The following is a 25,854-nucleotide window of genomic DNA, read 5'->3' as shown; positions in this document are numbered from 1 at the left end:
GTATCGATATCGAAACACGCGAGAATTTTATGTACTGGTTAAAGGTCGAAGCGGGTAATGCAACCGTGAACGCCTACCAAAATTAAAAAAAGCCGATGCATTTCTCATTCGCTGAGGGTTGCATCGGCACTTTTTTTTGTAAAGAGCTCTATGAAACATTGTATTTGCGAGGGGTTCGTTGTTGTTGGGCTTTAATCAAAACTTAAACTGCTCCACCATCCGGTGCAAATCGTCGGCAATCTCTTTCATTTCGACGGCCGATGCGGATACCTGCTCCATGCTGGCGAGTTGCTGCTCGGTTGAAGCCGAGATTTCCTCGGTAGACGCAGTGGCTTCCTGTGCGATGGAGGAGATGTTTTCGATGGTGCCGATCACTTCGTTTTTGTCGTTGTTTACTTGCATGATTCCATCGATCAGCTCTTGCATGCCCGCGATCATCTGATGGATCGTCTGATCGATTTGCCGGAACGCTTGACCGGTCTCCCGCGACACCTCGCTTGTCCGGGTAATGACTTCGGTTCCCTGCTGCATATACTCCCGGGTCTTCGCTACGGCAGCAGACACTTCCCGCACCATCTCCTCGATCCCCTGCACCGAACCTGTCGTTTGTTCGGCCAGCTTACGAATCTGCTCCGCCACAACCGCAAAGCCACGGCCTTGTTCGCCGGCTCTTGCGCTTTCAATCATGGCGTTCAGCGCCAAGAGATGCGTTTGCTCGGCAACCGCCTTGATCACGGTCGTCACCTGAGTGATCGACTGCGATTTGTCGCTGAGGTCGTTCACCTGCTCCTCAATGTTGACGGTGACCTCTGCATTTTCACGGATCGCTTTCTGCAGTTGTTTCATGCTACTCATGGTTGTTTGGTTGGCTTCCTGCGTCTCTTCAATGCTTGCCTTCATCTGGTCTGCCCGCGCAGTCAAGGCAAGAATCTCCTCGGCTAAGCGGTTCAGCCGCTCAAACCCCTCCTGCGCATTCACCGCAAGATCGCTGGATCCCGTCGCCAGTGCATCCGTCGCGGTTGAAATTTCCTTCACCGCCTGCGAGCTCTCCCCGATCATTATCGAGAGCTGCTGCGAACCGGAGGTGACTTGGCCAGCGCGAAGCTGGATGTTCTCCATCATCCCGCCCAGCTTGCTGCGCATATGGGCAAGGTCCTCTGCCATTTTACCGATTTCATCGCGGCTATGATGGATGAATTCTTCGGTAAAATCCCCTGCGGCATACTGTTTGATGCATTTGGACATCATCACGATCGGACGAATCATTCGATGTCCCATAAACACGCCCAAGGCGACGGCGAACAATAAAATCAAAAGCGAAATAGCGATCGTCTCGATTAGTGCATCGCGGATTTGCTCGTTCATGCTTTCCAGCGAGATCCCCACATTTAACGCACCGGAGAGCTCTTGGTTGTATGTAAATTCCGTGGAAATATTATAAACCTTCTCACCACTGGCCGTTTTCAAGATTTGGCCCGTCGTCTCTTGATTGGCAACAACGGAGGACAAATCCATATTTGACGCCGTAACCGAGGAAGAAGCGACGGCGTCGATTTCCTCTGCAGTGTTCCCCTGGAGCTGGCTGTTATCCGATACGATCAATTTCCCTTGGGCATCGTAGAGCGAGACATAAACGAGGTTGCCGTTGCCTTCCTCCATGATGGTTTGAAATACCTTCTGCAGTTGCTCCATATCCAACAGCTCATTGCTGATGATTTCGCGTTTAATGTTCGTCACCAGGGTGGTCCCGTCGCTCTTCATCTGACTGGTCATTGATCGTTGGACCTCGTAATAGGACACCAGCGTGAAAGATACGGCGCATATTGTCATTAGCAGTACGATCATTCCCAGCAATTTGCCGGTTAGCGAATGGAACCTGAAACTCTTAAACAATCGGAATAAATTACCTCGCCTGGACATGATGATTCCACCTTTTAATTAAATTTTCATAGGTTGATGCCCCGGTGCTTTAACTGCATCTTCGGAATAAAATCTAAATAATACCTACATATTCATTTTTAACTAAATTCGACAAAAACACAGTGACTATTTTAATAGTTTACATGGTATGGAATTGTGATAAGAGTCACGAGTTCAAAAATATACAAGACTCAAATGACCTATTTCTCCCCGATCCCCGTCACGTTTTCTTCACAGATAAGCCGCTTTTTTCCAAGAAAAAATCAACTCATCGCATATTTGCTCCGGTTTCGCAAACAATAACCAGCGAATACCACCTGAAAGGAGCAGATGGCATGGCCCAAATCAATCAACAGGAGCTGCAAAGCCTGCGGCACCTGATTGGCGCTCATGAAACAGCACATCAAAAAATGCTTGCCTACGCGCAGCAGTCCGTTGATCCGCAAGTCAAAGCTTACTTTCAAAAATCGGCTCAGGACGCACTGAATACGAAGCAGCAGCTCATGTCATTTCTGAATTAGGAGGAGCTTTACACGATGATGCAGGATAAAGATATGGTGAACGACGCGTTGTCCATGGTCAAAAGCAGCCTGACCACCTACTCCAGCGTCATTTCCGAATGCGCGAATCCCCAGCTGAGATCAACGATTCAGCAAATCCGGGACAATTGCGAGAAATCGCAATACGAGCTGTTCCAACTGGCTCAGTCCAAAGGATTCTACCAGCCGGCGATGATGGCGGACGATCAGGAAGTGCAGCAGGTAAAATCGCAGCTGGGCGGCTGAGTGAAACCCCAGCTTGAGTGAACAGCAAAAAGAGCTTCTCCACCCCCTTTCGGGTGTAAAGAAGCTCTTTTTTTAAATTCCACGGTACAAGGGGTTTGGAATCTCCCGTTTCAAAACCGGCAGCACCTCTTCGGCAAACCGGTGAAGCTGCTCCCGCTGCTCGGCCTCACTTAATCCGTCCACGCTAATCCCCAGCACGGTATGTCCGAAGGCCTCGTGGTATTTCAGGATTTTCACGATAATCTGTTCAGCGCTGCCGATTAAGGCCGGTCCCCGTTCCACCATATTCTTTAGCGAGGTAAACGGCGATTGATTGTGCTTGGCGGCCTCCGTCCCGCTGAACGCCTCATAATAGGGTCTAAACCGCCGCAAGGCCTCCTCGGCCGTGTCCGCGAGATATAAACTTCCCGAACCGGCTCCCACCACCGCTTTGTGGGGATCATGGCCATAATAGACCAGTCGTTCGCGGTAATGATCGATTAAGGCTTTGTATTTTTCAAACGGGTGAAAAGAGTTCGAAGAAAAAATCGGCTCCCCGTACCGGGCGGCGAGCTCCGTCGACAGCGTGCTTGATGCGCTGCCGTGCCATACGGGGATTTCCGATTGGTAGGGTCTCGGAAAGGTCGTTACCTCTTGGAGCGGGGGCCGGTAACGGCCCGACCAGGTTACCTTCTCCTCCGTCCACAGCCGCTTCAGCAATCCGTATCGTTCGGCGAGCGACTCCCATTGCTCTTCTTCTGTGATGCCAAACAACGGGTAATGCCGGGGATCGTTGCCTTTGCCGATGATCATCGTCAGCCTCCCTCCGGACAAATGATCCAAGGTGGCATAATCCTCGGCGACCCGAACTGGGTCAAGCACGCTCAACACCGTAACGGTGGTGAGAAGGCGAATGCGGGTGGTCTGAGCAGCGATCGCGGTCAGGACCAACGGCGGTGAAGAAGAGAGAAAAGGTTCCCCGTGTCTCTCACCGATCCCATAAGCATCGAACCCCAGTTTTTCGGCGAGGATGGCCTGGTCGATCACATTTTGAAATTTTTGCTGCGTCGTCCACGCTTCCCCCGTTACCGCATTGGGAACATTCATCATCAAGCTGAACAAAGCAACTTTCATCAGGCTTTCGCCTCCTGCCGGGTTAATCAAAGTTACATTGGACTACTTTCCTCAGACAGAGCGTTTTAAAGCAGGAGCACCGGCATCTTGTGGCTGTCTCTTTCTACGGATCAGCCAAACAAGAGGAATCGCTGCGGCAATTAACCCGCTCGCCAGCCAAAAGGCATCTCCAATGCTCTGCGTATACGCCTCCCTGTACAACTGTTCTCGACTCAGCCCGTTAGCGTTAAGCTCGGCATGCATCCGGGCTTCATGGATCCCCAAACGGACGTAGAACACAGACGTGAACATCCCCAGCGAGATGGAGCTAACGATCTGCCTCAGCCAGCTGAGCAGCGCCGAAGCATCTCCCGATTCCTGCTCGGACACCGCCCCCATCGCACTGCCGGTGGCTGGAGTGAGTGCAAACCCCGTACCGGCGTTACGAATGCATAACCAGATGATCACCGAAAGCAGCGTCGTCTCCGGATGAAGCCGGCTGAAATGCAGGTTGGCCGCCAGCAGCAGCAAGCTGCCCGCACCAACCAGCAGCGCGGGGCCACGGGAAGCGTATATTTTCCCTGAGAGGAAGGTCGCCAAGGTCAGGCACGCCGCAGCCGGAAGAAACAGCAGCCCGATATGGAAGGCGGACATTCCGCGGATTTCCTCGAGGAACAGCGGGATGAAATACACCCCGGAGTACAGGGCTACCGTAAGAATCAGGGTCAGACTTAAGCTTGCTGTAAAGGGTAAATTGCGAAATAACCGCAGATTCAACAGCGGCTCTGGGGTGCGTAACTCCACTCGCACAAACATTACGAAGGCTGCACCTCCGGCGATCAAGCACGCCCAGGTTAAGGGAGAAGCAAGCCCCCATTGATGCAAATTCCCGAACAGCAGCAGCATGGCCAGGCTTCCTCCGGTGGCAAGGAACAGCCCGGCGATATCTAATTTTCTTGATGCGTCGGCGCCTCCTGCAGACGGCAGCAGAACCTTCGCGGCGATCCAAGCGCCGATGCCGAGCGGCACGGTCACGAGAAAAATCAGATGCCAATCCACCTGCTGAAACCAACCGCTTAGCGAAGGTCCAATCGCTGTGGCCAGCACCGTGGAAAACGACCAGACGCTGACGGCCAGCGGTTGGCGTTCGCGCGGCAGCGTCTGATAAATCATCATCAGGGAGACCGGCTGGATCAGTCCGCAGAACACCCCCTGCAGGATACGAAACCCGATCAGCGCCTGAACGTTCCACGAGATCGCGCACAGCAGCGAGGTCACGCTGATCCCTGCCAGCGACCACAGAAACACCCGTTTGCTCCCAAACCGAAGGCATACATATCCGCTGACGGGCGCGATCATGCCGCAGGCCAAGGAAAAGCCGGTAATCACCCACTGTACGGTATTCAGCTCGGCATGAAATATCCCGATAAAGCCGGGAAGCGAGACGTTTAGCGACACGACGTGATATACCCCGGCAAAGGACCCTAAAAACAACGTCAGGAGAATGGGCCAGAACCGGCGTTCAGTTCCAGTCCTCATAACGGAAAATGACAGGCCGCGTAATGGCCGCCTTCGAGCGGCCGAAGCTGCGGCTCCTCTTCCCGGCAGCGCGAGACGGCAAACGGGCAGCGGGTGTGAAACCGGCAGCCTGCCGGGGGATTCGCCGGGGATGGGATTTCACCGGTGATGCCGCGGGGAAGCTGCCCTTGCCCCTGTCCCTCGCCCGGGCGGCTCCGGGGAATGGAGTCGATCAGCGCCCGGGTATACGGGTGGGCCGGCCGAAGGAACAGCGATTCGCTTGGGGCAATCTCCACCAGCTTCCCGAGATACATCACGCCAATCCGGTCGGAAATATGCCGCACGACCTGCAGCCCGTGGGCGATAAACAGATAGGTCAGCCCCAGCTTCTGCTGCAGGTCCTGCAGCAGGTTGATGATCTGAGCCTGGACGGACACGTCCAGGGCCGAGACGGCTTCATCCGCTAAGATGAACTGCGGGTTCAAGGCGATAGCCCGGGCGATGCCGATGCGTTGCCGCTGCCCGCCGGAGAACTCATGCGGATACCGTTCGTCCCAAGATGGGTCCAAACCAACGAGCTCCAACAATTCGCGAACGCGCTCCTTGATTTCCCCAGAGGGCAAATCTCCGTGAACTTTGAGCGGTTCAGCGATGCTATCCCCGATTTTCCACCTCGGATCAAACGAGCCATAAGGATCCTGAAAAATCGTCTGCATATGGCGGCGGGCCGAACGCAAGGCTGCTCCGCTCAGTCGAGTAAGGTCCTCGCCGGCGAACAACACGCTTCCTGCCGTCGCTTTCTCCATCTGCAGCAGCACCCTCCCCAGCGTCGACTTCCCGCTGCCGGATTCGCCAACCAGGCCAAAGGTTTCCCCTTTCTTGATCGTAAACGTGACATCGTCTACGGCACGGATCAGCCGGTTCCGTTTCCCTAAGCCTCCGCCGTAAACGCGGTAATATTTGCGCAAATGCTCAGCGGCAAACAGCACCTCGCCTTCGTTTACATCAGTCGGTTCGGCCGTCGCGATGGGGCCTTCGCTCTCCGAGGAAGAGCTGCGTACGTGTATCGGGGCGGCTTCGATTTCCGGTTGCGCCGCAAGCCAGCTATCCTGCCGGACCAGCTCTTCCGAGTGCCAGCAAGCGGTTCGGCGGCCTTCTGCATCTGCCACTAAAGGTGGGGCTTCCCGAATACAGCTTTCCGTGGCGTAAGCGCAGCGGGGATGAAACCGGCACCCGCTGGGCGGCTCGGCCAGGCTGGGAATCGACCCTTCGATGGAATGGAGCCGGGTCCCGCGGACGGTATCCAGCTTAGCGATGGAGCGGAGCAGTCCGCGGGTATACGGATGGCGGGGGAGTCGGAACAATTGCTCTGCCGGCGCCTCCTCCACGATTTCCCCGGCATACATCACCACAATACGGTCGGCGATATCGGCGGCAATCCCCAAATCATGCGTGATGAGCAAAATCGACATCCCGAACTCTTGCTGCAAGTCCTTAAGCAAGCTCAGAATCTGCGCTTGGATGGTCACATCCAATGCGGTTGTCGGCTCATCTGCGATCAGCAGGTCCGGACCGCAGGACAGCGCCATCGCGATCATCGCCCGTTGCAGCATGCCGCCCGACAGTTCGCCCGGGTATTGCTTCAGCCGCAGCCTCGGCTCCGGAATGCCCACGCGTTCAAGCAGGCGAACCGCCCGCTCATCGGCCTCCCGCTTGGAGATCCGCTCATGCTGCAGGATGGTTTCCCGGATTTGCCGGCCGATTGTAAATACCGGGTCAAAGGCGGCCATCGGCTCTTGGAACACCATCGCCATCTTTTTTCCGCGAACCCGGCGAAGCTCCGCCTCAGACAGTCCCGTCAAATCGGTCCCGCCTAAGCGGAGGCTGCCGCCCGTGATCTTGCCGTTCTCATGATCGATCAAGCGCATAATGGCTTTGGAGGTGACCGTCTTGCCGCTTCCGGACTCGCCGACGAGGCAAACGGTTTCCCCTTCTCCGATCGTTAAGGTGACATCCCGAATCGCCTGGATCAGTCCGTTTCGGGTGCTGAAATCAACGGAAAGCTGCTGAATATCCAACAATGCGCTCCTCATGGCCCCCTCCTATCGCTGCGTAAGTTTTTTCGGATCCAGATGATCTCTCAGACGGTCCCCCAGTATATTGACTGCCAAGACAAACAAGGTAATCGCCAGCCCTGGAAAAGTGCAGATCCACCAAGCTACGGTCAGGTAACCTCTGCCCTGGGACAGCAGCGTCCCCCAGTCCGGGATTTCGCGAAGCACGCCCAGCCCGAGGAAGCTGAGACCCGATCCCGTCAGAATCGACGTGCCGATCCCCACCGCCGCCATGACCAGCAGCGGTGAAAGGGAGTTCGGCAGCACATGCTTCCAGAAGATCGACCAGGGCGAAGCGCCGATGGAGGCGGCGGCTTTCACGAACGTGCGGTTTTTAATGCTTAAAATTTGAGCTCGCATCACGCGGGCATATCCCGGTACGGAGGAGACGGCGACGGCCAGCACGATGTTAAACAGGCTGGGGCCAAGGGCCGCGGCGATCGCAAGCGCGAGCAGAATCCCCGGAATCGTCATCAGAATATCGTTGATTCGCATCATTACCGTATCCACCCATCCGCCCGCATACCCGGCGATGGCTCCGAAAGCTCCGCCGATCAACCCGCCGGTCAGCACGGAAGCCAGCCCGATAAAGAGGGAATCGCGGCTTCCATGCACGATCACGCTGAAGACATCCCTGCCGAAATAATCCGTACCCAACGGATGAGCCCGGCTGGGCGCTTGCAGGATACGGTCCGTCAGCATTTCCGTCGGAGCATACGGAGCGATCCAGGAAGGGACGATGGCGCATGCGACGATAAACAAGATGAATAATCCGGCCAACACCAGAAGCAGGTCATTGACCGAAAATCGGCCGGCTCGCGGCGCGGCCGAAGCTCCGGCTTTACGTTCGCGCCAGACGGTTTTGGAGAAGATCGCTTCTCTCACTCGATTTCCCTCCCGTTCATAGAGTACGTGAACCTCATTAAGTGGAGCGTCGGACTCGTGGATCGATGATCGCATAAGAAATGTCCACTAGCAGATTAACGAATACATAAATGGCGGCAGAAAACAGGATAACGCCTTGAACCACCGGCAAGTCCTTGGCCATGATGGCGTCCGAGATCACCCTGCCGATGCCCTGTCGGGAAAATACGGTCTCGATCACGACCGTGTCGGCCAGCATCTCGCCGATCAGCATGCCAATCATCGTCACAGCCGGGATCAACGCGTTCCTGAGCGCATGCCGGTACATCACCGCGCGCTCGGTGAGTCCCTTGGATCGCAAGGTGACGATAAACTGCTCCCCAATGACATCGAGCATGCTGCTTCGAACCATCCGGAGGATAAATCCCGCCCCGACGGTGCCAAGTGCAAGGGCCGGCAGGACGAGGGTCCTCCAGCCGTCCGATCCCATCGCCGGGAACCAGCCCAGCGTAATCGAGAAGATCAGGATCAGCAGAATGCCCGACCAGAACGTCGGCATGGAGATGCCAAATAATCCGATGATCCGGGCAATAATGTCAATCGCCCGGTTGCGATGGATCGCCGAGAGAACGCCCAGCAGGATCCCGACAACGACGGACACGAAGGCGCTGGCCGCCGTTAAAGCGAGCGTAGCCGGCAAGCTCTCCACGATCTTGGGCAGCACCGGGTCCGAATTCAGCAGCGAGTTGCCGAAGTCTCCCCGGAATATACCGCCGAAATACCGCAGGAGCTGAACGTGGAACGGCTGGTCAACGCCAAGCTGGTGCCGTAAGGCCGCAATCGCCTCCGGCGTCGCCAGCGCGGGATCAATCATCGCGTCCGTCGGATCGCCGGGCAGGACGTACAAAATGGTGAAGACCAGCACCAGCGATCCGAAAATGACCAGCAACGAGGCGATCAGCCGCTGGAAGATCGTCCAAACCATTTTCCTAATGCAGCTCCCTTCGCGTTACTTCTTTAATGAAACATCGTTAAACAACGGATAGCCGAGGGAATCGAATTTGATTCCTTGTACGGACTGGGATGCAGCTACGGTATAAGGGAACACGTAGATCGGAAGAATGATCGCATTGTCGATAATGTAATGCTGCACTTTCTTGTACAGCTCCGCCCGTTTCGCGTCATCCTTCTCCACTCTTCCCTGCTCGAGCCACTCATCCACCTCTGGACTGTTCAGCCGCGACAAGGTGGGCTGTCCGTTCGGATCATAGGAATGGTAGAACGAATAGAGTGCGTTCGGATCAGAATTGACTTGGCTGTTTCCGTATAAATCGTAATCTCCGTTGGTATACACCACGGTCCGGACATCTTTGGTGATCTCCACCTCAACGGCGATGCCGATTTGCTTCAACTGCTGCTGAATGATCACTGCGATGTCGTTGCGTTTTTCCCGGTTCGGGGTTCCGTCGACGTAATGCAGGGTGAGCTTCTTGCCGTCTTTTTCCCGGATGCCGTCCGCTCCCTTCACCCATCCCAACTCATCCAGCAGCTGGTTGGCCTTCGTTAGATCAGGTTGAATCGAGTTCTCCAGCGAAGGATCGTAGCCAAACGTTCCCGGCGTCAGCGGTGACCAAGCCCGCTCGTAAGTGCCTAAGTACAAGGTCTTGACGATCGCATCCACATCAACTGCGAGCTGCACGGCTTGCCGGGCCTTCAGCTCATTCCAGGGGGCATGGTCCAGATTAAAAAATAACGTATACGGCAGGCCGACCGTATTGGTCTGGAGCAACTGCAGCTCGGCATGGTTCTTCAGTGCGATCGCATTCTGAGGCGGCACCGTTTCGGCAGCGAGCACTTGCTTGCTCTGCACGCTTCCGATCCGGGTCGCTTCCTCCGGAATGATACGAAAGTTCACGCTGTCCAGATAAGGCGCTCCCGGGTTGTCGACCAATTCAGGCGCCCAATGATAATCTGGATTGCGCTCCACCTGAATGCCGGCGTTTTCCTCCCATTTCACGAATTTATACGGTCCGGTTCCCACCGGGTGCTGTCCCAGCTGATCACCGTATTGCTTGGCTGCCGTCGGCGAGACGATGCCAAGCAGCGCCTGGCTGAGGTTGCCAAGGAACGCTCTGGACGGCGTCGAAAGGTTGAGCTTGACGGTGTACTCGTCAATTACCTCGGAGGATTCATACGGCTGAAGCAAGGCAGCCGCATTCGCCGCTTTTGTGGCCGGATCGAGAATCCGGTCGAAGTTGAATTTGACCGCTTCGGCATTAAACGGGGTTCCGTCATGGAATTTGACATCCTCCCGGAGCTTGAAGGTATAGCTGAGCCCGTCCTCCGAAACCGTCCATTCCTTCGCCAGCCACGGCTTGATGGTATTGTCCGGCAACTGGACGACCAGGCTGTCATAGATCGTGCGAAGGACCCGAACCGCTACGGCAAGCCCGCTGCGATGCGGGTCCAACGTATCGGGTGAGGTCGCCAGCGCATAAGTGAGTTCCCCGCCTTGTGCGGCAGCTGTTTGTTCGGCATCCGAGGCGGACGCCTCAGCCTTTGGGCTTTCTTGTGCGGTTGGATGGCTCCCGCAGGCCGATAGCAGCACCACCATCATCGTTGCCGCTGCGACGATGGATTTACTGCGCTTGGTCTTCATGATTCTCATGGCATCAACGCCCTCCCTGTGCTTAAACTAACGTTTGATCAGACATACCGAACGCTGCCGGCCTGTTGCAGCGCCCTCTGCGCCGTGTAACGGTTCACCGGCACAGGCAGCCCCAGATTGCCGCGAAGCGTATCCGCCTCATAATCGGTGCGGAACAATCCGCGTTCCTGCAGAATCGGCACGACCCATTCCACGAAATCTCTCAGCCCGCCTGGAACGCTTTCTCCGATAATAAAACCGTCCGCCGCCTGTTCCTCGAACCATTGCTGCACAATATCCGCAACCTTCTCCGGCGTGCCAAAGAACACCGTCCTTGGCGTCGCCTCCTGCAGCGCAACTTCCCGGAGCGTCAGGTTCTGCTCCTTCGCCCGTTTCTTGATACGTTCCGTTGTACTGCGGAAGCTGTTCGAACCGAAATCGCCCAGATCCGGGAACGGCTCATCCAGCGGATATCGGGAGAAATCATGGTGCTCAAAATACCGTCCAAGGTACTCCAGCGCTTTGTCCGGCGTCACCAATTCGGCGATTTCGCGGTATTTCCGCTCCGCTTCCTCCTCAGTCCGGCCAATGATTGGACCGATTCCCGGGAAGATCAGAATCTCATTAGGGGAACGCCCATTTTCGACGGCGCGCCGCTTCACGTCCTGATAGAACGCCTTGGCTTCTTCAAGCGTCTCCGGTCCGGTGAATACCGCGTCCGCCGTCTTGGCCGCAAGGTTGCGGCCGCTTTCGGAGGAGCCGGCTTGGAACACGACCGGTTGGCCCTGCTTGGAACGCGCGATGTTTAACGGGCCCTGTACGGAGAAATACTCGCCCTCGTGATTCAACCGATGCATTTTGGACGGGTCGAAGAAAACCCCGCTCTCCTTGTCGCGAATAAAAGCGTCATCCTCCCAGGAGTCCCACAGGCCTTTGATGACCTCCAAATATTCCTCGGCGATTCGGTATCGCTCAGAATGCGAGGGGTGCGGTTTGCCGCCAAAATTGAGGGCCGTCCCTTCCAAAGGTGAAGTCACAACGTTCCAACCGGCCCGCCCTTTGCTAATATGGTCGATCGACGCGAACTGCCGGGCGACCGTAAAGGGCTCGCTGTACGAGGTCGACAGCGTTCCGACCAGGCCGATCCGTGAAGTTACAGCGCCAAGCGCAGACAAGATCGTAATCGGCTCGAACCGGTTCAGAAAATGCGGGATCGATTTTTCATTGATGTAGAGACCGTCCGCAATGAATACAAAATCGAATTTTCCGTTTTCAGCGATTTGCGCCTGTTGCGTATAAAAAGCAAGGCTTACGCTGGCATCCGAAGGAATCTGCGGATGCCTCCACGCCGTATGGCTGCTCCCTACGCCATGAATCGCGGCTCCGAACCGGAGCTGTCTATTGGAATGGGAACCCATTGTTCACTCCACCTTTGTTTAATTTAGAAATCATGACACTCTAATCAATCATTAACTCATATGTTTAGTCGGCATTAGTGCAGCACAGAATCCCGTGAGGCTCTCCTTCACCTTCAGGCACATCGCCTTCTGAATTTACACAACCTGGCCTTGCTTCTGCTCCTCTGCCCCAAGCCGATAACGGGCCAGTTCCCGGTTCAGCTCGGCTACCTCCTCGTCCAGCCGCACCCGAAGCTGCTCTTCCAGCGCAAACCCGCCGTTCTCCAACCGGCTAACCCATTGATCGACGGCAAATACACCGCTGAGAATATGAGTTCCGCCAAGCGCCGCAACCACCGGCTTTAACGCGTAATCCACCGCCAGCAAATGGGCAATCGTCCCGCCGATGAACAGCGGCAGCACTACTTTGCCTTGGAGCCCTTTTTGCGGGATCAAATCCAGGATCGTCTTCAGCGCGCCCGAATAAGACGCTTTATAGACCGGGCTGGCGATGATAACGGCATCGGCCGCTTCAACCGCTGCGTTCAGCTCCTTCACAACCTCGCTGTTGAAATTCGCCCGGAGCAAATCCTCCGCCGGCAGCTCTGCCGCCGAGAACCAATCGATGGAATTGCCCGCTTGGGTCAACTTCTCCTGTACGTAATCCGTTAATCCGAACAACCGTGAACCTAAGGTTGGACTCCCAGCGATAATAACGATTTTGCTCATAATTTGATCTCCTCCTATTCGTAATCCATCTCCTGATACTGCAAAGCTAACGGCACCACCTCAGCATGCCGGTACCCGCCTCAGGATTTAGCCGCTACCGCTTTACGCTCCAGCGTATATCGGTTCTCCGGAAACGGCAGGCCCAGGTTGCCGCGCAGCGTATCGCTTTCGTATTCAGTCCGGAACAGGTCGCGCTCCTGCAGAATCGGTACGACCAGATCCACAAAATCCTCCAGCCCGTTCGGAACGGCAGCGGTAATCATAAACCCGTCGGCTGCGCCTCCCTCAAACCAGGCCTGAATCCGGTCTGCGACCTGCACCGGCGTCCCGATAAATCCGCCGCGCGGCGTTGCGACTTGAAGCGCCACTTGTCTTAACGTCAACCCTTTTTCCTTGGCGTCTTTTTTGATTTTATCCGTGCTGCTTTGGAAGCTGTTTTTGCCCAAATCCCCGACATCCGGGAACGGCTCATCCAGCGGATATTGGGAGAAATCATGATGCTCGAAGAAACGGCCCAAATAGTCCAGCGCATTCTCGATCGTCACCAGGCTGGCGACCTCTTGATATTTGCGTTCCGCTTCCTCCGGCGTACGGCCAAGGATCGGGCTGATCCCCGGAAAGATCAGGACTTCCTCCGGATTCCGTCCAAACGATGCGGCGCGGGACTTCACATCTTGGTAGAAAGCTTGCGCGTCCTCGATCGTCTCATGCCCGGTGAACACGGAGTCCGCGTGCTTGGCTGCGTAATTTTTGCCGACCTCAGAGGAGCCCGCCTGGAAGATCACGGGTTGCCCTTGCTTAGAGCGGGCGATGTTCAGCGGCCCCTTCACCGAGAAGAATTCTCCGACGTGGTTCAGCGTGTGCATTTTTTCCGGATCAAAAAATACCCCCGTCTCCTTATCCCGCACAAATGCGTCGTCCTCCCACGAATCCCACAGACCGCGGACCACCTCCAGAAACTCGGTGGCAATCCGGTAACGTTTGGCATGGTCCGGATGCTCCTTCTTCCCATAGTTCAGCGCCGAGCCTTCCAACGGGGAGGTTACGACGTTCCAGCCTGCGCGCCCTCCGCTGATCATGTCCAAGGAGGCGAACTGCCGGGCAACGGTAAACGGCTCGCTGTACGAAGTGGACAACGTTCCGACCAGACCCACATGCTTGCTGACCGCCGCCAGGGCGCTGAGGAGCGTTAAGGGCTCAAAGCGGTTCAGGAAATGGGGGATCGATTTCTCCGTGATGTATAAGCCGTCCGCAATAAATACCAGGTCGAATTTGCCGGCCTCCGCCTTTTGCACCCAACGTTTATACACGTCGATATTCACGCTGGCATCCGCCTGCACATCCGGATGACGCCACAGGGAGGTTCCTCCTCCTACCCCGTGCAATAATGCGCCTAATTTGAGTTGTCTTGGTTTCGCCATGATCTCGTTCCTCCTTATCGTTTGGGTATCGTTCGTTTCCTAGCCCTTAGCTCTTGCTTAGGGCAAACCCGGCTGCTTGTTTGATTCGATCGATTTGCCCCAAATGACGTTGGACGTGGTTGGTAAAGCCCTCGACAATATCCTTGATGGAGACAGTTTCTCCCTTGGCGTTCACGCCGGTTTTCTCCAAGTCGGCCGCATCCAGGCGGCTTAACAGCAGGCTGTTGTACAAAAGCAACGCATGAAAGGCCTGCAGCACATCGGAGACTTTACCTGCGTTGGCATATTGCCCGCTGATCCAGGCGTCTTGGTTAAAAGCCGGCAGCCGCGCCTCCGTTCCCGCCAGAATATCCCGGATCCGAAAAGAGACAACGATACTGTGATCCACCAAGTGGGTTAATACCTCCAGTACGCTCCAGCTCTCCGGCTTTGGCTTCCAAGTGGTCTGCTCCTCGCTGAGGCCATCAATGGCCGTAACGAGCTGTCCATGTGTATTCAAAAAAGCTTCAAAATTTACTTTAGTCATGCCATCCCCTCCGATTCCAAATTAAGCTTCTTCCCGAACTCCCTGCTTCGCCAACTGGCCCAATCAGGTCCAGCGCCAAATCTCTCTACTTCGCCAACTGGCCAAAACGATCCAGCGCAAACGGCCGCAGCGAGTCATCCGTCTTCCCTTTTTCAACCAAGTCCGCAAGCCGCTCCCCAATCACGCTGGCAAATTTGAAGCCGTGTCCGGAAAAGCCGCCCGCCACCCAAACCTGCGGGTGCTCTGGATGCCGGTCGATGATAAAATCCTCATCCGGCGACATCTCGTATTTGCAGACCGCGCCTTGCTTTAGGCGGCCGGCCGCCCCCGGCATATAGGCTGACAGCACGCGGCGCAAATCCGCTTCATCCTCGGGACGGCTTCCGAAAGGCGCCAACGTCTCCCCCGGGGTCCAGGGGATTCCGCCGTCATGGCGGCCGATCTTAAGACCGGCTCCGCCGATGTTCGGGAACCCGTAATACCCGCCTTCCGGCGTCCCCAATGTAAACCCGGGAAAACGTCCCCCGTCGAAGCCAGGACCGGTTGTCTCGAACCATCCGACCACCTTGCGCACGGAGCGAATGGGAAGGTTGACGAACGGGGCGAGCGTGCTGAACCATGCCCCGGCAGTAAGCAGAACGGCCCCGGCATGAAACTTGTCGTCCGCGGTATAAACCGTCACGCCGCCTGCTCCGCTGTGTACCTTCAAATCCCGCACGATGGCGTACGTCAGCAGCTCCGCGCCTTGCGCCAACGCCAGCTTGCGATACGCCTCCACACATCGCTCGCTGTACAAGTACCCGGCGTCCGGCTCATACATCGCCTCAAACGAATCCGGGATCGTCAGCTCTGGCCAGCGGGCGCGGATTTCTGCCGCATCCAGCCATTCCGTACGGACGCCCAGCGCCTCCGATTGCGCAATTCGCTCCTTAAAGGAATAGATGGTGCGATCCGCGATATTCAGCACGCCGGACGGCTCCAGCAGCCGAGTTCCGGTCAGCTCCTCCACTTCATTCCATAAGCGGTGGGCGCGAACCGCCAATTCCGTATACACGGGATCTCCGCTGTAAGCATGCCGGATCAGCCGGGGTTCGCCGTGATGGCTGCCTTCCCGGTGCGGCGGATCAAAAGCATCGATCAGCAGCGTTCGCAGCCCCTTACGGGCCAAATAGTACCCGGCGCTCATCCCCATGGAGCCTGCGCCAACAACGATGACGTCATAAACGGCGGGCGTGCTCATCGGGACGCGCCTTCCTTCCGGCGGTTATCCCGTGCCAGCTCCTCCAATGCCAGCTCCGCCAGCTTCGTGAAGAAGCCGATGCTTACCGGAATCGCCCGCTCGTCAAGATCAAAGGCTGGATGATGCCATTCCTGCGGCCCATCCGTCCCCATAAAGACGAAGAGCCCCGGAACTTCCCGTTGATACCACGAAAAATCCTCTCCTGCCGGCGACGGAACCGGCATGATGCCCTGATACCCCGCCGCCTCTGCGGCCGCCAGCCCAAGCTCCGCCAGCTTGGGATCGTTCAGCACGGGCGGCGGCCCTTCGATCCAGCGGACGGAAGCTGTCGTGCCAAATGCAGCCGCCACTCCTTGAACCACCTCTTCGAAGCGCTGTAGCACCCGCCGCCGCACCTCTTCATCAAAGGTGCGGATCGTGCCCTCCAGCAGCGCTGTTTCAGGGACGACGTTCCATGCCGTGCCGCTGTGGAGCTTCGTGACGCTGATGACGGCACTCTCCAGGGAGCCGACGTTCCGGCTGATAATCGATTGCAGCACCGTCACGAGATGCGCGGCGGTGACGATCGGGTCGTTGCCGGCTTCCGGCACGGCGGCGTGGGTCCCCCGTCCCGCGACCTCTACAACAAAGCCATCGGCGGCGGCCATAAGCGCGCCGCTCTTGATCCCGATCGTCCCGACGGGAAGATCGGGCTTATTGTGCATGCCGAAGATCGCCTGCACCCCATCGAGCGCCCCGCTGGCGATGACTTGCCGCGCGCCTTTGGCCTTCTCTTCGGCTGGCTGGAAGATCAGCCGGACCGTGCCCTTCAGTTCCTCCTCCCGCGCTTTAAGGGCATACGCCGTACCGATCAGGGCGGCAGTATGGAAATCATGCCCGCAGGCGTGCATCTTGCCGGGATTCGCCGAAGCAAACGGGAGTCCCGTCTCCTCCTGAATCGGCAGTGCGTCGATATCCGCCCGAAGCGCGATGACCGGCCCGCCCTGGAGCCCGCCAACCTCGGCTACCAGCCCCGTTGTCAGCGGAATGTCCAGGATCCGGATGCCCGCTTCCTCCAGCCAGCCGCGAATTTGACGGGTCGTCTCGAACTCTTCGTTTGACAGTTCCGGGTACCGGTGCAACTCCCGGCGAATCTCTACGAACCGCGCTGCCGCTGTACCGGACAACTCTTGAGTCGTATAAGTATCGTTAGACATGTTACGCCTCCACCGTCACTTCGACTAATGCTTCGCGAAGCAGCTCAAAGGAGCGGACTCGCTTCTCGAAAGGCGTGATATTGCTGGTGACAATCACTTCCTCGATGCCGGTGTCCTTCTGCAGCGCGAACAGCTGCTCCCGGACCGTTGCCTTGGTCCCTTTAACAATCCAAGGCTCCTGCTCCTCGATCGTATAGGGCTCTCCGGCCTGACGGCCGAACTCTTCCGCTTGCTCCCGTGTGCCAAGCGTCACCAATTTGCCGCTGGCGAGCCGCACCTTCACAACCTTCTGATTGCCGGCAAGCTCGGCGGCTTCCGCTTCAGATTCGGCGACGATGACGGACAACGCCAGGATGACTTGAGGCTCGGTACCGTGGGACGCCTCAAAGCTCTCCCGGTAGGTTTGGATCGCCTTGAGCGCAATCGCCGGATCCCCGTTAATAAACAAGGAAAACACATAAGGCAAGCCTAGTCCTGCAGCGATTTGCGCACTATCCACGCTCGCCCCAAGCACGTAGAGCTCAGGAGCCTCCACCGGGAGCGGGGCCGCGCGCAATCCGGCCAGCGGATGGTCCGCCTCCAGGCGGTTCTGCACGTATTTGCGCAGCTCCACGATTTTGTCTGTCAAGGTCGCCGATTCCCTTACGCCTTGCTGCAAAGCCTGCGTGCTCTTCGGCAAACCTCCTGGAGCCCGGCCAACGCCAAGGTCGACCCGCCCCGGCGCCAGAGAAGCCAGCACGTTGAAATTTTCCGCCACCTTATACGGGCTGTAATGCTGGAGCATCACGCCGCCGGAGCCGATCCGGATCGTGCTCGTTTTCGCCAGAAGGTAGGAAATCAGCACCTCGGGCGAGGAACCGGCCACCTGCTCCGAATCATGATGCTCAGACACCCAGAACCGCCGGAACCCCAGCTCCTCGGATTTGCGGGCCAGCGATACGGTATGCTTAAACGCCTGCTCCGCACTCTCCCCCGGGTAAACCGGGCTTTGATCCAACACGCTAATCGTGAGTCCCATCTCTCAGTCGCCTCCTAAATCCTAAATGCTTAAATGCTATAGCTCGGCTCAGGGGTAATCCGTTTCAGAAACTGCTTCGTCCGCTCTTCACGCGGATGATACAGCAGCTCCGCCGGGCTCCCTTCTTCCACGATGACGCCGCCGTCCATAAATACGGCGTGGTTGGCCACATCCCGGGCAAACCCCATCTCATGGGTCACGACGATCATCGTGATCCCTTCCTTGGCAATCTTGCGAATGACCTCCAGCACTTCGCCAACCAGCTCCGGGTCCAGCGCCGACGTAGGTTCGTCAAATAAAATAACCTCCGGCTCAAGCGCCAGTGCTCGAGCAATGCCCACCCGCTGCTGCTGGCCTCCGGACAGCTGGCTTGGATAAGCGTCCAGCTTACCGGCCAGCCCCACCTTCTCCAGCAAAGCGATGCTGCGGGCTTTGGCTTCTTCCTTGGGTATTTTTTTGACGATCACCAAGCCTTCCATCACGTTCTCCAGCGCCGTCTTGTGCCGAAACAAGTTATATTGCTGAAACACCATCGCCGTCTTTTGCCGGAGGGCATGAATGTCTTTCTTGGTCGCGCGGCTGCAGTTCACCCGGTAATCGCCGATGGCAATCTCGCCGCCGCTGGGCTTCTCCAGATAGTTGATGCATCGCAGCAGCGTCGTTTTGCCGGAGCCGCTTGGTCCCAGAATGACTACGACATCGCCTTGGTTCACCGTCAGATCAATCGATTTTAAGACCTGCTGGCGCCCAAAAGACTTGGATAATTGACGAAGCTGAATCATGCCACTCCCCCCCGATTGTAAAGTTGGATTCGTTTCTCGAGCCGCGCCGTGAGCCGTTCGATCAGGACGGTCAGCCCCCAGAAAATCAACGCCGCCGCAACATAGGCCTCAAAAAACTTCCAGTTGGTCGAGGCAACGATTTGCGCTTTCGCGTTAATATCCACGACGGATACGGTAAAAGCCAGCGTCGACCCGTGCAGCATCCCGATCGCCGAGTTGGACAGGTTCGGCAGGCTGAACGCCAGCGCCTGGGGGAACACGATCCGCCGCAGCGCCTGAAACGTCGTCATCCCGATGGAATAGGCCGCTTCGAGCTGCCCGCGGTTCACCGCCAGCAGCCCCGAGCGGACGACCTCGGACATATAAGCCCCGGCCGTGATAGAAAAGGAAATATAGGCAAAAGCAATCATCGGAATGGAGGCGGACTTAAAGCCCCAGCCGAACCCCTCCGATAAGCCGTCAATAATGACCGGCAACCCGAAGTAAATCAGCAATAAGTGCGTCAGCATGGGCGTCCCGCGAATAAAGGTGACATAAGCGGTGGAGATTTGCCCCAGCACAGGAACCCGATACAGCCGGAACAGCGCCGTGATCACGCCAATGACAAACCCAACCGAGACGGACACGGCGGTGATCATTAAGGTGGTGGGAATCGCCGACAACAGCTGAACGAAGGCCGTCCAGACAAAAGAAGGGTCGATTTTCATAGTTTTGCGCCTCCTTTTTCTGCGCCGAGCCCAACAAACATGCCTCTCAGCGACGGCTTCCGCTCGATCCGGAACCTCCTTCTCTCCGCTCCATCCGGCTGCTCATGCTTCAGCAAACGCCGTTCGGCGGCCCGCAGCAGCTTCTCTAATGTGAAGCTCACGACCAAATAGATGAACGCCAGAGCCAAATACGCTTCAATAAAATGCTGAGTAAGCGCGCCAAGCGTCTGGGCTTTGCCGGTGAGTTCCATGACGCCAAGGGTAAACGCCAGCGAAGTATCCTTCAACAAGGCAATCACCATATTGGAGAAGACCGGCACCGCCACCGCCAACGCTTGCGGCAATACAATTCGGGTGAATGCTTGATGCCCCTTCATCCCGATCGCATAGGCTGCTTCGACCTGTCCCCGATCCACGGCCGTCACCGAAGCGCGGATCATCTCCGACATAAAGGCTCCGGTATGCAGGCCGTAGGTCAAAATGACGAAGAACAACACGGGCGCTCGGGAGATATCCAGGTGGACCAGCTTCAACAGCTCCGGCAAGCCATAGTAGAACAGGAACAATTGGATCAAGATCGGCGTCCCTCTGAAAAAAGAGACATATACCTTCGAAAACTGCTGCAACACCGGAATCCGATACAGCCGGGGGAACGCGATCACAAACCCGACGATCATTCCCGTCAGCAACGACCCGCCCACAATCAGCAAGGTGACGCCCAGCGTCGACCACAGCTTCGAAAAGGCGCTGATCACGAAAGAAAAATCAAACGGTGCCCCCATGAAAATCTCCCTCCTTTCCCGCCTTGTTGATTAGCTAGTGAAGTCTTCTCCCAGCCATTCCTTGCTCAGCTTGCCTAAGGTTCCGTCCGCCTTCAATTCCTTGATCACCTCGTCGATCGCATCCGCCAGCTTCTGTCCCTCCGGATCGTCTTTGCGGAAGACGAAGAGAATATCGGCTTGTGACAGCTCCTCCCCGGTCGTCTTCAGCTTGCCTTGAGGATCGATCAGCGACAGCGAGAAGTCCGCTCCCAATGTGGCTTCGACGCGGCCGGAAGTGATTTGGCTGACCGTATCGTTGGCTGCACCGCTCTGGTACACGATCTCGATAGCATTGTTATTTTCCTTGTTGTAGTTCTCCAAAATTTGTGCCTGCGCGCTGGTTGGTGAGGTCAACACCTTCTTCCCCTTCAAATCATCCAAGGAATGAATCGTATTGTTGTCTTTCGCGACGATGATCTTATTTCTCCAGTGCGCGTAGGGCTCTTTGTTAAACAGGTATTTCTCGGACCGCTCCGGGTTCTTCTCCATCTCATGAGCGACAAAATCGATCTTCTTCGTCTCCAAGCTCAGCAGCAGGTTGGAAAACTCCTGGGTCTGGAACTCGAATTCATATTCCTCAAGACGCTGATCGATCTCGCGGACCAGCTCAACGTCAAATCCGGTTAATTTCCCGTTCTCGTCGATAAAGCATACTTTCGGAAAGCCTGTGCCCGTCCCTACGATGATTTTTCTTCACTTCCCCCGTGTCCGCACTCGCCGCCGTATCCTTCGCTTCCGTCCCGCCGGACGCTCCCGCTCCGCATCCTGCCAGCGCCCCCGCTAACACCAGTACGGCCGCTGCACTTAACCATCTCTTCATGTCTCTAACCCCTTCCTTATTCACGGTGATCTTTGTTTTATAATCCCTATAAGTTTAGTCAGGATTATGTTGACACTACTTTACTGTGATTTTTGTTACACGTCTAATCGAGTTTTTCTATGGGTACATGCAAATCGTCGATAGGAGAAGCGCCTAGCTCTAACAAAGCGTCCAAAAACACGTTGTTTTCACCGCTGAGGGAGATAAGGTGGGTTTGTAAAGAAACGCCTGCCGTCTCAAGGATGTCTACCGGCACGAGGATTCCCTCCTGCACTTCTTGTCTGGCGGACAACCCAGGGAGAAAGCAGATGCCGGCCCGGCTGATCACAAGCTTCTTCGCAGTCTCGGCATTATCGACTTGAAACACGATGTTTGGCGGCTGCTCCAGGCTTTCGAACGCGCGGTGAATTCGCATCCAGTCGAGGGAGCCGCATTCGAAGAACACCAGCGGTTCCCGCCGGATGTCGCGGATGGATGCACTTCCGGCAGCGGCAAGCGGGTGATCCTTATACACGTATAGCCGGATCGGATCATCATAGAAAGGATAGGATTGGAACGACGGACTCATCTGCTTGCGTGCAAATGCCACATCGATTTCCTTGGCCGCCAGCTTGCCTGCCAGAACGTCAGTCGGACCGGTTGTCACCTTGAAGTTGATCAGCGGAAAGCGTTGATGCAGAAGCACGAGCAGGTGCGGCATTAAATAGTTGGACACGGAAACGGTGCTGCCAATCCGAAGCTCCTCAGGGGTACCCGGCCGGGAATGGAGATGATGTTTTCCCTTTTGGTAGATCTGGAGGATTTGCTGGGCATAAGGCAGAAATTGTTTTCCCTTCTCCGTCAGCTGGATTTGTTTCCCCAAGCGATCGAACAATCGGCAATCCAGCTCCCGCTCCAGCGATTGAATCCGCGCGGTCACCGTCGGCTGCGAAAGAAATAACACCTCCGCCGCTTTGTTGAAGCTGCCGTAGTGATTGATGTATACAAACGCCTCAATATGATCGATGTTCAAAAAGATCCCTCCCCAAATTAATCTATATTTCTTACTATACCAATCTACATAGGCGGTTTTATTAAAATTATCCTTAATCTTAGGGAGCCCGCCACTTTTTGTCAATCGTTCGATATAGAATTTTTTAATGTCTGTGTAAATATTTTTATATTCCGATGCGGTTAGTCGGTATTTAGTCTATACTGATTTCACTTCACCTGATTGGGATGTTAAATGAATTACTTCGATAAGGAGTGTTGGAGAGATGAGCCGTTTAGAGCAGGAAGTGTTAATCCGGGATGCCCGGGAGGATGAACGGGAACAAATTGCCAAGGTGATGCTGGAAGCTTACCGGCAATATGCGTTTGATATGCCCCGTGGGAGGAATATCGCGAGAACATCCGAAGCTCTGTCTACGGCAACGGCCCTTATGCCCGCCTTGTCGCCGAGCTTAACGGAGACATCGTGGGCAGCGTGCAGCTGTTCCTGAACTCGGAAGCGGCCTATGGGAGATCGGACCTAGGCATCCAATCCCCCATCATCCGGCTGCTCGCCGTATCCCCCTATGCCCGCAGACGCGGAATTGCAAAGCAGCTTATTCGTGAGGCCGCCCGCCGATCCCTGGAGCTGGGCGCCCGCACGCTGTACCTACATACGTCGGACATGATGGCCGCTGCGGTGAAGCTGTATGAGAGCCTCGGATTCGAACGGGCTTACGAAGCTGATACCACCAATGGGGAGACCCTGGTCAAATCGTATAAGATCCAATTGACGGACGCGTTGCCCCTGCTGCAAACCTCGTAAGTACAATCAATCAGGGGCGTTCGCTCATGATATCCCCCTTTCTGGCATCTGGCCTGTCTCCTAAGCTATAATGGAAATGGAAATCATGTGATGAACAATGTTAAAGGACGGAGCCCCTAATGATAAATCACTCTTTTGTGAACCCCTTAGAGCAAATGAAGGCCTTGCAGAAGTCGTTGACCCGATTTATGATGATGTACAAATTTGCTCTCCACGAGGTGGAGACAAAAATCGAAATTTTGCAGGAGGAGTTTCAGCTTCTCCACGACTACAATCCGATCGAGCATACGAAGTCTAGAATCAAGTCTCCGGAAAGCATCATGAAGAAGCTGTACCGCAAAGGCGGCGCTTCCTCCTTAGAGGATATCAAGCGCAGTATCCGCGACATCGCCGGCATTCGCATCACCTGTTCGTTTATCTCGGACATTTACCGGATCAGCGAAATGCTGCAGGCGCAGAAGGACCTGAAGATCCTTACGATCAAAGATTACATCAAGAACCCCAAGCCGAACGGATACAAAAGCCTGCACATGCTGGTCGAAGTGCCGGTGTTCATGTCAGACGGCGAGGAAATGGTGTGCGTCGAAATTCAGATCCGCACCATTGCCATGGATTTCTGGGCCAGTCTGGAGCACAAAATTTTCTATAAATACAACGAGTCCGTACCGGATCGTCTGCTCCAGGATCTCAAGAACGCCGCCGACACCGCCTACGAGCTGGACTTGAAAATGGAACAGCTGCAGCAGGAAATGGAGGAAATCAAGCACGCTCACCAAGTCGAAGCCTCCGAAGAGTTCCAGTTGCTCATCGACAACCAGAAGTTCAACATTCCGCAGAAGCTGCTGAAGTTGTTGTCGGGCGGGGAATGAGCCTTAGGAAGACCTACAAGAATAGGAGTTGCCCTGTACCATCATCAAGATGGGAGGCGCAACTCCTTCTTCATTTAGCGGGATTGTCTTACACGTTTGGTGTTCAAGGATTCCGTGCGCTTCTTGGACTCCCTTGCCGGCTGCACCGGCTTTGGAGCTAAGGCGGTCTGTTGCATCGGATAAGGGTGCTCCTTAATGACAGGGATCCGCTTTCCGATCAATTTCTCGATATCGGCCAGGTACGGCTTCTCGTCAAAATCGCAGAACGAAATGGCGACGCCGCTTTGTCCGGCCCGGCCGGTCCGCCCGATCCGGTGGACGTATGTTTCGGGAATATTCGGCAGCTCATAGTTGATGACGTGGGACAACTCGTCGATGTCGATGCCCCGTGCCGCAATATCGGTAGCAACCAGGACGCGCAAAGTGCGATTCTTGAAATCTTGCAAAGCCGTCTGCCTAGCGCCTTGCGATTTGTCGCCATGGATGGCTTTGGCGCTGACCTGCGCCTTCGTTAAGTGGCGCACCAACCGGTCCGCCCCATGCTTGGTCCGCGTAAAGACGATGGCGGATTCGATGGACGGGTCTTTCAAAAGATGAATCAGCAGATCCCTCTTGTTGCCCTTGTCCACGTAATACAGATACTGCCCGATGGTGTCCACCGTTGAGGAAACCGGCGTAATCTCCACCTTGACGGGATTTCTCAGGATGGAATCGGCCATTTGCGCGATCGCATCTGGCATCGTGGCGGAGAAGAGCAAGGTTTGCCGCTGGGACGGTGTCTTGGCGATGATCTTCTTGACGTCGTGGATAAAGCCCATATCCAGCATGCGATCCGCTTCATCCAAAATCAGGAGCTCCACGTTCTTCAGATCGATCAGCTTCTGCTGCATGAGATCGTTCAGCCTTCCGGGCGTGGCTACCAGAATGTCTACGCCCTTTTGCAGCGCGGCCTCCTGCGGTTTCTGCGACACGCCGCCAAAGATAACTGCACATTTCAGAGGCAGGTACTTGCCGTAGGCGCAAAAATTTTCGTAAATCTGCAGCGCCAGCTCGCGGGTTGGCGTGATCACAAGCGCGCGGATGTTCCGCCGGCCTGCACGCGGGGCGCCATCCTTATGCAGCAACTGCAGTGTAGGGATGGCAAATGCTGCGGTTTTCCCCGTACCGGTCTGCGCGCAACCCAGCAAGTCTTGGCCGCTGAGAATCGGCGGGATCGCTTGTTGTTGAATCGGCGTAGGTGCCGTATAGTTTTCCTGCTCCAACGCTTTTAAGATCGAAGGGATCAGGTTCAGTTCTTTAAATTGCATAATAACTCCTTGCCGGCCTTACTGCCGGAATCGCTAATTTTGGCAGGAAGCGCCCAAGGCTTGAAGCTCGTTCCACCAATCTTACCAATATAACACTTCACAGGTAACCCGGCAAATGGAGAGTTGGATCGGACCGGTTCGGTGCATGCGCGATGGCCGACCGTTCTCATTTCGGCAGAGCATTCCGATAAGGCCCTTTTGTGGCGTTATTTCCGCCCTTTTGCACTCCATGAAGAAAATAAGGCCCTTTTAGGGTCTTATTTGGAGGAAAAGAGGCTGAAATGTC

Annotated in this window: 22 protein-coding genes and 2 pseudogenes; 4 read left to right on the top strand and 20 right to left on the bottom strand. The window is 55.8% G+C overall.

Features of this window, described 5'->3' with window-relative positions:
- Positions 1-195 precede the first annotated feature (195 nt).
- Complete coding sequence (locus POTG_RS09420; RefSeq protein WP_232228323.1) at positions 196-1,773, bottom strand: methyl-accepting chemotaxis protein; 1,578 nt, start codon at positions 1,771-1,773, stop codon at positions 196-198.
- A 482-nt stretch (positions 1,774-2,255) separates the two neighbouring features.
- On the opposite strand from POTG_RS09420, the gene POTG_RS09415 reads away from it, so the two are divergent.
- The gene (locus tag POTG_RS09415) at positions 2,256-2,441 is read left to right on the top strand and encodes a hypothetical protein (RefSeq protein WP_009224602.1); all 186 of its coding nucleotides are present in this window, start codon (positions 2,256-2,258) and stop codon (positions 2,439-2,441) included.
- A gap of 15 nt (positions 2,442-2,456) precedes the next feature.
- Positions 2,457-2,705, top strand: a complete 249-nt coding sequence (locus tag POTG_RS09410) for a spore coat protein (protein ID WP_009224601.1) — start codon at positions 2,457-2,459, stop codon at positions 2,703-2,705.
- Positions 2,706-2,777: 72 nt separating this feature from the next.
- On the opposite strand, the gene POTG_RS09405 is transcribed toward POTG_RS09410, so the two are convergent.
- The 18 genes and pseudogenes from POTG_RS09405 to POTG_RS09320 form a co-directional block, all read right to left on the bottom strand.
- On the bottom strand, positions 2,778-3,818 hold the full coding sequence (locus POTG_RS09405) for an LLM class flavin-dependent oxidoreductase (protein ID WP_036644895.1): 1,041 nt from the start codon (positions 3,816-3,818) through the stop codon (positions 2,778-2,780).
- A gap of 51 nt (positions 3,819-3,869) precedes the next feature.
- Entirely contained in the window at positions 3,870-5,336 is a 1,467-nt protein-coding gene (locus tag POTG_RS09400; protein WP_009224599.1) for a DHA2 family efflux MFS transporter permease subunit, read from the bottom strand.
- Positions 5,333-7,408: an ABC transporter ATP-binding protein gene (locus tag POTG_RS09395; protein ID WP_009224598.1), complete on the bottom strand. Its 2,076-nt coding sequence runs from the start codon at positions 7,406-7,408 to the stop codon at positions 5,333-5,335. Before POTG_RS09395 ends, POTG_RS09400 begins: the two co-directional genes overlap by 4 nt.
- Positions 7,409-7,417: 9 nt before the next feature.
- A complete protein-coding gene (locus POTG_RS09390) occupies positions 7,418-8,314 on the bottom strand; it encodes an ABC transporter permease (protein ID WP_036644894.1) in 897 nt (298 codons plus the stop codon).
- A 37-nt stretch (positions 8,315-8,351) separates the two neighbouring features.
- Entirely contained in the window at positions 8,352-9,278 is a 927-nt protein-coding gene (locus tag POTG_RS09385; RefSeq protein WP_009224596.1) for an ABC transporter permease, read from the bottom strand.
- A gap of 24 nt (positions 9,279-9,302) precedes the next feature.
- Positions 9,303-10,961, bottom strand: a complete 1,659-nt coding sequence (locus POTG_RS09380) for an ABC transporter substrate-binding protein (RefSeq protein ID WP_009224595.1) — start codon at positions 10,959-10,961, stop codon at positions 9,303-9,305.
- Between the two features lie 38 nt (positions 10,962-10,999).
- Positions 11,000-12,358 (bottom strand): LLM class flavin-dependent oxidoreductase, encoded by a 1,359-nt coding sequence (locus POTG_RS09375; RefSeq protein ID WP_009224594.1) that lies wholly within the window; start codon positions 12,356-12,358, stop codon positions 11,000-11,002.
- 135 nt (positions 12,359-12,493) lie between these two features.
- Positions 12,494-13,066 (bottom strand): NADPH-dependent FMN reductase, encoded by a 573-nt coding sequence (gene ssuE / locus POTG_RS09370; RefSeq protein WP_009224593.1) that lies wholly within the window; start codon positions 13,064-13,066, stop codon positions 12,494-12,496.
- Between the two features lie 80 nt (positions 13,067-13,146).
- Positions 13,147-14,487, bottom strand: a complete 1,341-nt coding sequence (locus POTG_RS09365; protein ID WP_009224592.1) for an LLM class flavin-dependent oxidoreductase — start codon at positions 14,485-14,487, stop codon at positions 13,147-13,149.
- Between the two features lie 46 nt (positions 14,488-14,533).
- Positions 14,534-15,013 (bottom strand): DinB family protein, encoded by a 480-nt coding sequence (locus tag POTG_RS09360; protein WP_009224591.1) that lies wholly within the window; start codon positions 15,011-15,013, stop codon positions 14,534-14,536.
- A gap of 85 nt (positions 15,014-15,098) precedes the next feature.
- Complete coding sequence (gene solA, locus POTG_RS09355) at positions 15,099-16,253, bottom strand: N-methyl-L-tryptophan oxidase (RefSeq protein WP_009224590.1); 1,155 nt, start codon at positions 16,251-16,253, stop codon at positions 15,099-15,101.
- Complete coding sequence (locus tag POTG_RS09350) at positions 16,250-17,449, bottom strand: amidohydrolase (protein ID WP_009224589.1); 1,200 nt, start codon at positions 17,447-17,449, stop codon at positions 16,250-16,252. Before POTG_RS09350 ends, solA begins: the two co-directional genes overlap by 4 nt.
- A 1-nt stretch (position 17,450) precedes the next feature.
- A complete protein-coding gene (locus tag POTG_RS09345; protein WP_009224588.1) occupies positions 17,451-18,467 on the bottom strand; it encodes an LLM class flavin-dependent oxidoreductase in 1,017 nt (338 codons plus the stop codon).
- Between the two features lie 29 nt (positions 18,468-18,496).
- Entirely contained in the window at positions 18,497-19,249 is a 753-nt protein-coding gene (locus POTG_RS09340) for an amino acid ABC transporter ATP-binding protein (protein WP_009224587.1), read from the bottom strand.
- The gene (locus POTG_RS09335; protein ID WP_009224586.1) at positions 19,246-19,956 is read right to left on the bottom strand and encodes an amino acid ABC transporter permease; all 711 of its coding nucleotides are present in this window, start codon (positions 19,954-19,956) and stop codon (positions 19,246-19,248) included. The genes POTG_RS09340 and POTG_RS09335 overlap by 4 nt, the downstream gene beginning before the upstream one ends.
- Positions 19,953-20,738: an amino acid ABC transporter permease gene (locus POTG_RS09330; protein ID WP_009224585.1), complete on the bottom strand. Its 786-nt coding sequence runs from the start codon at positions 20,736-20,738 to the stop codon at positions 19,953-19,955. Before POTG_RS09330 ends, POTG_RS09335 begins: the two co-directional genes overlap by 4 nt.
- Positions 20,739-20,768: 30 nt before the next feature.
- A pseudogene (locus tag POTG_RS09325) lies at positions 20,769-21,597 on the bottom strand (transporter substrate-binding domain-containing protein).
- Positions 21,598-21,700: 103 nt separating this feature from the next.
- Complete coding sequence (locus tag POTG_RS09320) at positions 21,701-22,609, bottom strand: LysR family transcriptional regulator (protein ID WP_036644893.1); 909 nt, start codon at positions 22,607-22,609, stop codon at positions 21,701-21,703.
- A 244-nt stretch (positions 22,610-22,853) separates the two neighbouring features.
- On the opposite strand from POTG_RS09320, the pseudogene POTG_RS09315 reads away from it, so the two are divergent.
- Positions 22,854-23,392, top strand: a pseudogene (locus tag POTG_RS09315) (GNAT family N-acetyltransferase).
- Between the two features lie 119 nt (positions 23,393-23,511).
- Positions 23,512-24,261, top strand: coding sequence for a GTP pyrophosphokinase (locus tag POTG_RS09310; RefSeq protein ID WP_009224580.1), 750 nt, complete (start codon positions 23,512-23,514; stop codon positions 24,259-24,261).
- Between the two features lie 74 nt (positions 24,262-24,335).
- On the opposite strand, the gene POTG_RS09305 is transcribed toward POTG_RS09310, so the two are convergent.
- Positions 24,336-25,568 (bottom strand): DEAD/DEAH box helicase, encoded by a 1,233-nt coding sequence (locus tag POTG_RS09305; RefSeq protein ID WP_009224579.1) that lies wholly within the window; start codon positions 25,566-25,568, stop codon positions 24,336-24,338.
- Positions 25,569-25,854: the final 286 nt, after the last annotated feature.

The sequence above is a fragment of the Paenibacillus sp. oral taxon 786 str. D14 genome (assembly GCF_000159955.1).
In the GTDB taxonomy this organism is placed as follows: Bacteria; Bacillota; Bacilli; order Paenibacillales; family Paenibacillaceae; genus Fontibacillus; species Fontibacillus phoenicis.
Note: the sequence above shows the minus strand (reverse complement) of the source record. Positions and strands in the feature narration are given on the sequence as shown.

Excerpts from the sequence above, each read along its gene's own strand:
- POTG_RS09420 (WP_232228323.1), bottom strand. The coding sequence starts at position 1,773 with ATGACCAGTCAGATGAAGAGCGACGGGACCACCCTGGTGACGAACATT.
- POTG_RS09415 (WP_009224602.1), top strand. The coding sequence starts at position 2,256 with ATGGCCCAAATCAATCAACAGGAGCTGCAAAGCCTGCGGCACCTGATT.
- POTG_RS09410 (WP_009224601.1), top strand. The coding sequence starts at position 2,457 with ATGATGCAGGATAAAGATATGGTGAACGACGCGTTGTCCATGGTCAAA.
- POTG_RS09405 (WP_036644895.1), bottom strand. The coding sequence starts at position 3,818 with ATGAAAGTTGCTTTGTTCAGCTTGATGATGAATGTTCCCAATGCGGTA.
- POTG_RS09400 (WP_009224599.1), bottom strand. The coding sequence starts at position 5,336 with ATGAGGACTGGAACTGAACGCCGGTTCTGGCCCATTCTCCTGACGTTG.
- POTG_RS09395 (WP_009224598.1), bottom strand. The coding sequence starts at position 7,408 with ATGAGGAGCGCATTGTTGGATATTCAGCAGCTTTCCGTTGATTTCAGC.
- POTG_RS09385 (WP_009224596.1), bottom strand. The coding sequence starts at position 9,278 with ATGGTTTGGACGATCTTCCAGCGGCTGATCGCCTCGTTGCTGGTCATT.
- POTG_RS09380 (WP_009224595.1), bottom strand. The coding sequence starts at position 10,961 with ATGAGAATCATGAAGACCAAGCGCAGTAAATCCATCGTCGCAGCGGCA.
- POTG_RS09375 (WP_009224594.1), bottom strand. The coding sequence starts at position 12,358 with ATGGGTTCCCATTCCAATAGACAGCTCCGGTTCGGAGCCGCGATTCAT.
- ssuE (WP_009224593.1), bottom strand. The coding sequence starts at position 13,066 with ATGAGCAAAATCGTTATTATCGCTGGGAGTCCAACCTTAGGTTCACGG.
- POTG_RS09365 (WP_009224592.1), bottom strand. The coding sequence starts at position 14,487 with ATGGCGAAACCAAGACAACTCAAATTAGGCGCATTATTGCACGGGGTA.
- POTG_RS09360 (WP_009224591.1), bottom strand. The coding sequence starts at position 15,013 with ATGACTAAAGTAAATTTTGAAGCTTTTTTGAATACACATGGACAGCTC.
- solA (WP_009224590.1), bottom strand. The coding sequence starts at position 16,253 with ATGAGCACGCCCGCCGTTTATGACGTCATCGTTGTTGGCGCAGGCTCC.
- POTG_RS09350 (WP_009224589.1), bottom strand. The coding sequence starts at position 17,449 with ATGTCTAACGATACTTATACGACTCAAGAGTTGTCCGGTACAGCGGCA.
- POTG_RS09345 (WP_009224588.1), bottom strand. The coding sequence starts at position 18,467 with ATGGGACTCACGATTAGCGTGTTGGATCAAAGCCCGGTTTACCCGGGG.
- POTG_RS09340 (WP_009224587.1), bottom strand. The coding sequence starts at position 19,249 with ATGATTCAGCTTCGTCAATTATCCAAGTCTTTTGGGCGCCAGCAGGTC.
- POTG_RS09335 (WP_009224586.1), bottom strand. The coding sequence starts at position 19,956 with ATGAAAATCGACCCTTCTTTTGTCTGGACGGCCTTCGTTCAGCTGTTG.
- POTG_RS09330 (WP_009224585.1), bottom strand. The coding sequence starts at position 20,738 with ATGGGGGCACCGTTTGATTTTTCTTTCGTGATCAGCGCCTTTTCGAAG.
- POTG_RS09310 (WP_009224580.1), top strand. The coding sequence starts at position 23,512 with ATGATAAATCACTCTTTTGTGAACCCCTTAGAGCAAATGAAGGCCTTG.
- POTG_RS09305 (WP_009224579.1), bottom strand. The coding sequence starts at position 25,568 with ATGCAATTTAAAGAACTGAACCTGATCCCTTCGATCTTAAAAGCGTTG.